Raw genomic sequence first — 9,696 nt, 5'->3', positions numbered from 1 at the left:
TTAATTAGCGATCGCCCTGTGCCAATTGGATCATTTTGACAATACAGATGTACTAAAATTTAGCGATCGCTTGTGCCAGTTGCGTAAGTCCTGTAGTAATGACTTGAGCAGAATAGATTCAAGAAAACTAGCGATCGCTTCCGAATCACTATACCCCTCGCGCAATCCCAAAAGAATCTCCCTTCAAGGTGACACCAAGCGGTTCTACCACTACCTCGCGGGTAAGAGACGCTTCAACCCTTCCGGCAATCACGGCAGTAAGCTTATGTTCTCTTGCGAGGACGACGATCCTCTCTGCATCCTGCTCAGACTCAGTATAGAATGCAAATCCTGCACCGTAATTGAACACAGAAAGCATCGTCGCTGCCCCGCCCTCAAGATGACCTTCGACAAACGTAAATATCTCCGGCACTGGGAGCATCGTTTCAATGACATATCGGAGCGGCTTCACCGACCGCATCAGCTTTTGCCATCCATGTCCAGTGATATTCTCCATCGCCGTGGGACGAATCCCCAGGTCAAGCACCGCCTGCACAAGCGGCGTGTAAAGATACGAAGCAGCATTCATCGCTTCCCAGAACTCCTGCCCACTTGGAAGTTTTGTTCTGTAGCCATCAGGGAGCGACTCGGCGAGCTTTCGCAGTGGGGTAAAGCCATTCTCATGAGGCCCGGAACTTTCGACCAGAACAATGGTATTTCCGGCATCCAGACGCGAGCTATCAATCGGAGCGACACCAGGCGGCATAACCCCAAAAACCGAGCCTGCGATGTCGAGCCGACCTGGAATCATCTTCGTTTTTAGTTGAGGAGTTTCCCCTGAGAGATAAACACACCCCACTCGTTTGCATCCCTCAACTACTCCATCCAGAAACCCATCAAGGAAAGCCGGGGTAAAGATCGTTTCAGGAGTACTCGACGGCAGATATAAACCCAGAAGTATAGTCTGCATACCTGATGTCGCGGCATCGTTCGTAAGACACGAGATGATCTTGATACCAATATTCCACCAAAATCGTCGAAGTTCTTCTTCGGAAAGGTCGTCAGGTCGAGTATCGTCTGCTGTGCCGAGTCCTTCCGGGACAAGTGTCATCGAAAGTTCTCTAGCCCCCGCCTCTAGAAACGGAGCGAGGTTGAAGCTAAAAGCGTTAGCACTTGCTCCCAGACCGGATGCGGGTACGATGCCATAGGCGCTTGCAAAGCCAAGCGTGCGTTTTGCGGCATCGATGAAGCGTCGTTTTGCGGCATCGAGAGTATCGTAATCGACTTGATCCAGAGCTTGAGGCATCAGGTTGCGTTAAAAGTGAGGAGTTAAAAGTTAGGAGTTAAAAGTTAGGAGTTAGAAGTTAGGAGTTAAAAGTTAGGAAAACTCATATAGCAGTTCTCGTTTGCATGAAGTACATTTTTCAACCTCACCCCCAACCCCTCTCCGATGCTTTGGAGAGGGGGGTATTTGCGCCAGCAAATACGGGGTGAGGTTCTGTATTGAATTGAGAACCGCCATAACTCCTAACTCCTAACTCCTAACTTTAAAATACATCATCTTCAATACCGCGCCACCATTCCCCCAAATTCATCATGTCTTGGTAAATATCTTTTAATTCTTTGTTGTAGGTATCGTCTGTCAGGGTAGCTCGACGCTCTTGCAGTTTCTTGAGACGCAATTGTACCAATAGCCAAGGTTTAGTGATGCTATCAGTTGCTTCGATATATTGGGCTAGTTCTTTGCTATCCATATATTTTAATTTTAATCTTACTACTTTTAAGATAAAGGAGGCGTCCTTCTCCTTCCAATAAAAACTGCCTCCTTTACGATAAAGGAGGCAGTTTAGAGAAACCAAAGGGGATTAGGGAGAGTAATTGTCAACTAAGAGGCTGTTTACGGAGTCGCCAGGAAGTTGGAAGGCGCAGTGCTGCGACCATTACGACCAACAGATGGGATCTCAAGAAGGTCATCTGTAGCTTTTCCGGTGCCATCGTTGGTAACGGAGGTTTCGTTTCCTGGATGTCCATTATGGACGAACAACTGGGGATGGTCGAAGGGCGCTTTCTCATAACGAACTCGCTCGTCAGTTAGCGCTTTCAGAAAAGCTACCAGGTCATCTTTATCCTGATCGCTCAGGCTAAGGTTCTGGATATCTGCATCCAGATTGGCAATGTTCTGCTCGTGAAAGTCACCACCCCGATTGTAAAACTCAACCACTTCCTTGAGAGTTAACTTCCCTCCATTGTGGAAGTACGGTGCGGTTAGTTCCACATTGCGAAGTGTGGGTACCTTGAAGGCTCCGTCTGCGGCTATTCTCTGGTTGGGGCTGACTGTGATATTGGGTGTTGCGCCGAGAAGCTGCTGGAATTTCCCTAGTTGAGCTACTCGTGACTCCGAAAGCGGATTACCAAAGGGGTCTTTACCACCCACGCCTAAGTCGTCTGTAGTGGGTCTGACACCAATGTTGTAAAAGCCGTTGTCATAGACGGCTTGTTGTCCATCCCCCATTATCATGCGTTCAAGTCGTTGATCCTGCACGTTTTTCACCGAAGCATTGGTAAATTCTGCCCCACCGTGACAGTTGATGCATTTGGCAGTCCCCTGGAAAAGCTGTTTACCCCTCACTTGCTGAGGAGTTAAGGCGTTTTGGTTGCCATCAAAATACTGATCTATAGGCGCATTGTCAGATATCTGTGTAGACTCGTACAGTTGAACCGCTAGCCCGAAGAAAAGCGAAAAGTTGTACTCCATCAAGGCGTATGTCTTCTTATTTGGATCGATAATACTTCCCAAGCCTAAGAGGACGGGTTGCCGACTACCGTCATTTTTATCAACCTGAATTGACCATGTGGAATTCCACCACTCTGGCTGGAAGGCAGCCTGAATCAACTGCTTGTAGCTCTGATTCAGACCTTTTCCATCAGTCGCTCTATAAATACCCAAAACACTGTCGTCAACAGCCACCTTCTGTTGTGCGAGTGCTTTCAAATTCGGGGAAAGTAATTTTTGACCAAGGTCTCTGGGAAGCTTTAAGCCTGTGGGAAGGCTTTTGAAGATATCTATGATCCCACCGAGTGGGCTTGTTGTCCCAACCGTTTTGTTACTGATATCCTCAAACGTGCGTCCGTCAGCAGACATCTCAAATGAGCTAAGTGGTGGCCCGACTGCTTGGGAAGCTAGAGATTAATTCTTAAGCTGAACGCTGACTTCTTGTGGTGGAAATAGAGAAATTGCTGCTTTGTAAAGTTTAGCGTTGGGATCTCTTTTCCCAAACGGATTAACCCCATTGAAGTAGTTCTGAGCTCGTCCATCCCAGAAGTTGCGGAAATTGTACACCGCATTGACCGTGGTCGGTGTGTTGCGTGGCTCTACCCGACGGGTTTTAATGCCTCCCACGTTGAAGATTGGATCGTTGAGTTGAGTCACATTGTCTTGAGGATTACCAGAAGTGGTACTCAAGAACTTGGTATTGAAGACTCCTTCGGAGGAGGCGACATCGTTAATGTCAGAAGTAACAGCAGAGTTACGGTTGTTTACATCTGCCAGTTTGTGGAATGGAAAATCTGTGGGCTTGAGCGTGTAGTTTGGCCCTCCAAGACTGAAAGTATTATCAGGATTCGGATTACCACTTGCATCCACACGCAAAATCCCTGGATTCAGCTGGTTTTTAATTCTGCTGTCTACTCCAGCTTTAAAGTGACAAGTAGCACACGATGTTTTACCATCGCTGCCAATCTGCATATCCCAGAAAAGAGCCTTTCCCAGAGCGATCGCTTTGCTCTTATCTTTGACATAGCCTGTATAGTCTGGCCCTGGAATCGCTACGCTTTTTAGCGAAGCTAGTGGCTGAGAGGGCGGCGTTATCTGTGCCGATACACTGTGTCCTGCTAGCACTGCGATCGCAACTAGTGCTGCGATCGTCACGCTGCTTTTCATTTTCCTTGACAACTTTAATGCCAGATCAGTAAGTCTGGCTAATACAGCAACCACAAAGGTGATGCCAATTTGCATTTTTCTCATGTGTTTATTATCAACATTGTTATTCTTTGTCAATGGTTAAAGCATTACTGCTCCACTGACTAGTCAGAATTTTTTTGTATTTCATAACAGATTTTAATTATCAAGTTTTTATGCTTAAATAAGTTCTCTTTTACCAACTCTTTATTAAGTAGCTCACTAGAACTTTAATATTCTGTCCATAAAGCCTCTACTCTATATGCCTAGCCCATAAAAAACAGCCATGATTAGCATCGTGGCTACTGATAATATTTACTATTAACTAATTATTTTTAATTTATTTATTTAGATTTAGTAAAAACTATTGTCATAACCAGTTTTAATAAATAGTTTTTTAGTTAGGAATAAAAAAAATAATTATCAATTATTACTAATAACTGATAATTATTTTAAAACTCTTAGTTAATTAAGCTTGAGCCAAGTTTTCAGCAGCAAAGTCCCAGTTCACCAAGTTGTCTAGGAAATTCTTGATGAACACTGGACGAGCGTTTCTATAGTTAATTAAGCTTGAGCCAAGTTTTCAGCAGCAAAGTCCCAGTTCACCAAGTTGTCTAGGAAATTCTTAATGAACGCTGGACGGGCGTTTCTGTAGTCAATGTAGTAGGCGTGTTCCCAAACATCCAAGGTTAAGAGTGCCTTCTGACCATGAGCTAGAGGGTTTTCTGCATTTGGTGTCTTAATCACCTTTAGCGTACCACCATCATTAACCAGCCAAGACCATCCGCTACCAAACTGAGTTGCGGCGGCATTTGAGAATTCTTCCTTAAATTTGTCGAAGCTACCAAAATCTTTATCGATATTGGCTGCGAGATCACCAGTGGGTGTACCGCCACCTCCTGGTTTCAAGGAATTCCAAAAGAAGGTATGGTTCCAAACTTGGGCAGCGTTGTTGAAGATTCCCGCTTTAGAGGAGTCTTTGAAGGAAGTTTTAATCACCTCTTCTAGAGACTTATCAGCAAGTTCTGTACCTTCGGTGAGCTTGTTGAGGTTGTCTACATAAGCTTTGTGATGTTTGCCATAGTGATACTCAAAAGTTTCAGCTTTCATGCCATAAGGCTCTAAAGCATTAATATCGAAGGGTAGTGGGTCTTGTACAAATGCCATTGTGTCAAATCCTCTCTTTAGCGGTTTCCAGTTTTAAGCTATTGCAGAAGCTTAGGAAATTAACAGCTTTTATTTTTAAGATTTTATGTCTTTAATTATGAAACATAAAACTTAACATCGTCATTTTACTACCAAAGTGAAGATAAAAACAAAGTACTGGTAGAATCAGTAAAATAATAGGACTTAGGCATCAAGTACGAAATGTAGGGGCAATTCATGAATTGCCCCTACGGGAAATCAAGTCTTTCACTGCTTTTTGCGTAAGTCCTATTAATTATTAAAGCCTTGCGGCTTCTACCTGTAGCAGGATTAATTGTGATGTGAGCAATCAGCCGAAAGCGTGATGATTTAGTAATTTAAATAATCTACTATCTAAAATATCCGGCAAAATCTTAAATAAATATAGCCAATAGTAAAAAATTATAAATCTTTTGGTTGTGGATGCAGTTTTAAAGATAGTAAGTGAATCATGACTCATTTACCACCCTTTTGAAGTGAAAAACTAATAGTAAATAGTGGTATGGCGATTATGAGTTGAGTAGGTACTGAACCCCCTCCTCAGAAGCAAGGAGTGGGCTAGAATGTATCTCATTTGATAGGAAAAGCTACAAGGGTGCATCCCAGTTTTTATTTTCTAATGAGAGAATAATTGTCATTGCGTAAAGCCTTCTGTTATCCCAAGGGGAGACGCTAACGCGAACGAGAGGCAATGCCTTTGGCATAGATTCCCTTAACGCGTAGCGTCTCGTAGAGAGAAGGAACGACGGTCGCAAAGCGTTTCGCTGGCAGGCAATGACATGGAAAAAGGGGGATGCTCCCAAGCTACAATCACCACTGAGATAAACGCTGTTGGTAGTAATTCACAATTTGTGCTGTGACTTCAGAAATATTCAGACCATCGGTTTGAACTTCGATCGCATCGGCTGCTTTTTGCAAAGGGGAAACTTTGCGTGTACTATCTTTCCAGTCGCGTTCGGCAATATCCCGTTCCAGCTGCTCTAAACTCACTTCGGGTTGACCTTGTTTGTTAAAGTCTTCCTGGCGGCGACGGGCGCGTTCACTCACAGAAGCGGTTAAGAAAATTTTCACTTCGGCATCGGGGAATACATGAGTACCGATGTCTCGACCTTCAGCTACTAAACCACCTTTCTTTCCCCAGTTTTGCTGTTGTTTAACCAGTGCTTGACGGACAGCGCTTTGTGCAGCGATCGCAGATACAATAGAAGTGACCTCAATTGTGCGAATTGCCTGGGTAACATCAGTACCGTCAATCCAAACCCGCACACTCGATTGTAAATCTTGGTTAGGAGTAAGTTCAATTTTACACTGGTTAGTTAATTCGGCGATCGCACACTCATCATCAATGGCAATCCCCTTTTGCAGCACTAACCAAGTCACAGCCCGGTACATTGCTCCTGTATCTAAATACACTAAATTCAGATTTGCTGCTACTTGACGCGCCACTGTAGATTTTCCCGCCCCGGCCGGCCCATCAATGGCGATGATCGGTTGACGATCGCGCAATATAATATTGTCAATCAAACGTGTAGACCCAAGACGAGCTGCGATCGCCAACATTCCTTCCTCCTCAACTTTTTCTAAAGACATTAACGTAGTCGGTTCAACCAATTCAATATATTCCACTAAAATCGTCTTGACTATTGCAACTTCTTGCTGTACTAATGCTATCAACCTGTTACTATTGCGATCGCCTGCATGGAATGCAGCTTTAGCTCGTCGCAAGCCGCGATATAATGCCGCCGCTTGCTCTTTTGCCGTTGCAGTCAAATATTGATTACGAGAACTCAAAGCAAGACCCGAAGCTTCCCGCATTATTGGACAACCAACAATTTCTACTGGCAAATTTAAGTCAGCTACTAAGCGTTTAATAATTGCCAGTTGCTGACCATCCTTTTGACCAAAGTAGGCACGGTCAGGCTGTACCAAATTAAAAAGTTTGGTCACAATCGTAGCGACACCTTGAAAGTGACCTTGCCGAGAACGACCACACAAGCCTGTTATCATAGCAGATGGGGGGATAACTTGTGTAAGCTTTGATTCTTGTATACTCTTCTGGGGAACTGCCATTTCTTCCGGAGTCGGCGCAAAAATTGCATCTACCCCAGCTTGAGAGCAAAATTGTTGGTCTTGCTCTAAAGTGCGAGGGTAGCGTTGATAATCCTCATTGGGAGCAAATTGCAGGGGATTGACGAAAATAGTCACAATCACCGTAGAATTTTCTTGCCGCGCCCGTTGAATTAAGCTTAAATGACCTTGATGCAAATTTCCCATCGTTGGCACCAGACCGACTGCCGTCTGATACCAGCTAGTCATCTCATCTAGTTTTAGATCATCAGTAACCGCAATTAGCTTGTTTTCTGAGTAGCGTTTAGTTAAATAGCAGCGTAAAGCTGCGACTGTTGTCAGCAGGCGCACAAAAATACCCCTAGTTCTTATCGATCCCTCCCCCGTTAGTTTATATCTGAAAGAGAGGAAAGAGATGATTGAGCTAGGGGAATTGTTATGGGCATTGGGAATGGGGCATTGGGCATTTGGAAAAAGCTACTCCCTACTCCCTACTCCCTAACACTTCAATATGCACTGGTGCCACGCCACTGCCCATCATTCCCAAAACCCTAGCTGCACCAGCAGACAGGTCTATGACTCGACCGCGAACGAATGGGCCTCGGTCATTAATCCGCACCACTACAGAACGACCGTTGCGGGTGTTGGTTACCCGGACTTGTGTACCAAAGGGTAAGCTGCGATGAGCGGCAGTCATTCCTTCTGGGTTGAATCTCTGTCCGCTAGCAGTACGATTACCAGAACCGTCATAGCCGTAATAAGAAGCCATACCTTTCAAGGTGGCTCGCACTATTCCAACGGCCTCTTGAGGCAGCTTTTGTATTGATACTGGCAGAGACACTACTGGTAAATTAGCAATTTCTTTTAAGGGAGATGCATTGCCTAGAAGTCTTCGCAGGCGATTGGTTGCAAGCAATGCATCTTGCGCTAGATTATTGGTGGTATCTGCTAGTCGCGTACCTTGGTTGATTTCGACCAATTCTTCGTCATTAACTTTGATTACATAGCGATCGCTATTTGGTTGCAAGGGGGCGCTTTTATTTTGCGCTTGATTGTCAGTCGATTTTTCCCCTGCTTTCCAACTTACGGTAATCTTACTACCGTCCACATTTTCCCGATTCAACTGGTTGATCTTAGCTGCGATTACACCAGCTATCTGAACCGGGTCATTGTCACCGTAGCTCATCTGGTTACTTGCATCTGTTAGGTTGCCAGTATTCAGTGCATTTGATGAATTGCTAGCAATAAGGGCGTACCCTTGTACGCCCCCAGTATTTCCAATTGCACCAACTTTTTTAGTTTCAAGATTCGTATTTGATACAGAACTCAAAAAGGTGAGAACAGGTATATTTCGGATAAAAAGGGTTGCCGCCTTACGTCCTCTAATGTTGTGAGGATGAATTTGTGTAATCACAGCATCCAAGGTTTGTTTCCCTGCTCTGGATTGATACTCTCCCACCTTCACCACATCTCCCACCTTCACCACATCAGAGGCGGATGATTTCTGGGAAGCTAGCGCATTTCCCTTGGTGGTTTGAGTGCAACCAACTGAGGGTATGCCCAAAGCAGCCATAGACAGGGCAACAATAATCCACAAATGTCTTTGATTCATGCGTCCGTTTTTTAAAGCGACTGTAGAATTTAAGTTTTATGATTTGCGGGATTTTTCACTTTGTGAAAGTGATTTCCCTTCTGAAAAACTCGAATTCGTTCCGTTTCCACTTTGTTGTTTATAACTGCAACAGACTAGCACGAACCTTTTGGCTTGGGGATCAGGGTTTTAGCGTAATTCTTGGCAGCTTTCTCAATTTAAATTCCAATTTTTAGGGCGAAACCTTTCTCAATAGAGGACTTTGGCTATGTAACGCTTTTTTTGGCAAGTCCAAAATTTCTTAAAAAAACTTTACGCTTATTGCACGCTAAAGCGACGATACCCTATTCACATCGGTTCTAAAGGCTCGTCGCTACCCGTGTATTTTATATTACATTTATTTTTGCTATTTCCAATTAGAAGGTAATACAACTTTAATTAAATGGCATCGGCATAAATACTTAAAAGAACCTATTTCATGAAATCTTTAGATTTATCTACGAATAAGTCGTGATATGAATTACATCTTAAATAATTATGTAAATTAATTTGAGTTTAATATCTTTTTTCAAAGTTTTTTCCACTTAGATTAATCATGACTTTTATTTTCCATGAGTAGGCTGAAAATAGTGATATATGTAACTTAGTGCCTCAGTGCTACTGGGTATAAAAAAAAGGAAGATACTCAACTTAATTTTTTTCAGGATGAATGATAAAAAAATTAATAAATGTTTGCGATCGCTTGGAGATAAAATCATTCAAGTATCATAAAGCACAATAGCCTTATTTTGAGCTAAGTACTTGCTCAATTATGATTTTTTAGAGCAAGGTATCTGTTTAAAATCTTTGCGGCTGTAGGGATGTACAGCTGTTACCCCTACTATATATAGTAGGTATTTTGGGAAATCGTATCAGC

General features: G+C 43.6%; 8 protein-coding genes. All 8 read right to left on the bottom strand.

The window, feature by feature from the left end; translation table 11 throughout:
• Positions 1 to 30: 30 nt before the first annotated feature.
• The 8 genes from V7K73_RS04535 to V7K73_RS04495 all read right to left on the bottom strand — a co-directional run bounded on the left by V7K73_RS04535 (position 31) and on the right by V7K73_RS04495 (position 8,801).
• Positions 31 to 171: a hypothetical protein gene (locus V7K73_RS04535; protein ID WP_334877536.1), complete on the bottom strand. Its 141-nt coding sequence runs from the start codon at positions 169 to 171 to the stop codon at positions 31 to 33.
• Positions 149 to 1,285: an AIR synthase related protein gene (locus V7K73_RS04530; RefSeq protein WP_334877534.1), complete on the bottom strand. Its 1,137-nt coding sequence runs from the start codon at positions 1,283 to 1,285 to the stop codon at positions 149 to 151. The genes V7K73_RS04535 and V7K73_RS04530 overlap by 23 nt, the downstream gene beginning before the upstream one ends.
• Positions 1,286 to 1,526: 241 nt before the next feature.
• Positions 1,527 to 1,733, bottom strand: coding sequence for a hypothetical protein (locus V7K73_RS04525; RefSeq protein WP_334877532.1), 207 nt, complete (start codon positions 1,731 to 1,733; stop codon positions 1,527 to 1,529).
• Between the two features lie 143 nt (positions 1,734 to 1,876).
• Positions 1,877 to 3,121: a cytochrome-c peroxidase gene (locus V7K73_RS04520; RefSeq protein WP_334877530.1), complete on the bottom strand. Its 1,245-nt coding sequence runs from the start codon at positions 3,119 to 3,121 to the stop codon at positions 1,877 to 1,879.
• Positions 3,122 to 3,166: 45 nt separating this feature from the next.
• Positions 3,167 to 4,003: a cytochrome c peroxidase gene (locus V7K73_RS04515; RefSeq protein ID WP_334877528.1), complete on the bottom strand. Its 837-nt coding sequence runs from the start codon at positions 4,001 to 4,003 to the stop codon at positions 3,167 to 3,169.
• Positions 4,004 to 4,501: 498 nt separating this feature from the next.
• Positions 4,502 to 5,104 carry a superoxide dismutase gene (locus tag V7K73_RS04505; RefSeq protein ID WP_334877526.1) on the bottom strand — a complete coding sequence of 201 codons (603 nt, stop codon included), beginning with the start codon at positions 5,102 to 5,104 and terminating at the stop codon, positions 4,502 to 4,504.
• Positions 5,105 to 5,932: 828 nt separating this feature from the next.
• A complete protein-coding gene (locus tag V7K73_RS04500) occupies positions 5,933 to 7,540 on the bottom strand; it encodes a bifunctional pantoate--beta-alanine ligase/(d)CMP kinase (RefSeq protein ID WP_334877524.1) in 1,608 nt (535 codons plus the stop codon).
• A gap of 133 nt (positions 7,541 to 7,673) precedes the next feature.
• Entirely contained in the window at positions 7,674 to 8,801 is a 1,128-nt protein-coding gene (locus V7K73_RS04495; RefSeq protein ID WP_334877522.1) for a septal ring lytic transglycosylase RlpA family protein, read from the bottom strand.
• Between the last annotated feature and the right edge of the window lie 895 nt (positions 8,802 to 9,696).

The organism is Nostoc sp. (assembly GCF_036916975.1).
Taxonomy (GTDB): Bacteria; Cyanobacteriota; Cyanobacteriia; order Cyanobacteriales; family Nostocaceae; genus Nostoc.
This window is presented reverse-complemented; position numbering and strand designations above follow the sequence as displayed.

Bases quoted from the DNA above. Each gene is read 5' to 3' on its own strand.
- V7K73_RS04520 (WP_334877530.1), bottom strand. From the start codon at position 3,121: ATGTCTGCTGACGGACGCACGTTTGAGGATATCAGTAACAAAACGGTT.
- V7K73_RS04525 (WP_334877532.1), bottom strand. From the start codon at position 1,733: ATGGATAGCAAAGAACTAGCCCAATATATCGAAGCAACTGATAGCATC.
- V7K73_RS04505 (WP_334877526.1), bottom strand. From the start codon at position 5,104: ATGGCATTTGTACAAGACCCACTACCCTTCGATATTAATGCTTTAGAG.
- V7K73_RS04515 (WP_334877528.1), bottom strand. From the start codon at position 4,003: ATGAGAAAAATGCAAATTGGCATCACCTTTGTGGTTGCTGTATTAGCC.
- V7K73_RS04495 (WP_334877522.1), bottom strand. From the start codon at position 8,801: ATGAATCAAAGACATTTGTGGATTATTGTTGCCCTGTCTATGGCTGCT.
- V7K73_RS04530 (WP_334877534.1), bottom strand. From the start codon at position 1,285: ATGCCTCAAGCTCTGGATCAAGTCGATTACGATACTCTCGATGCCGCA.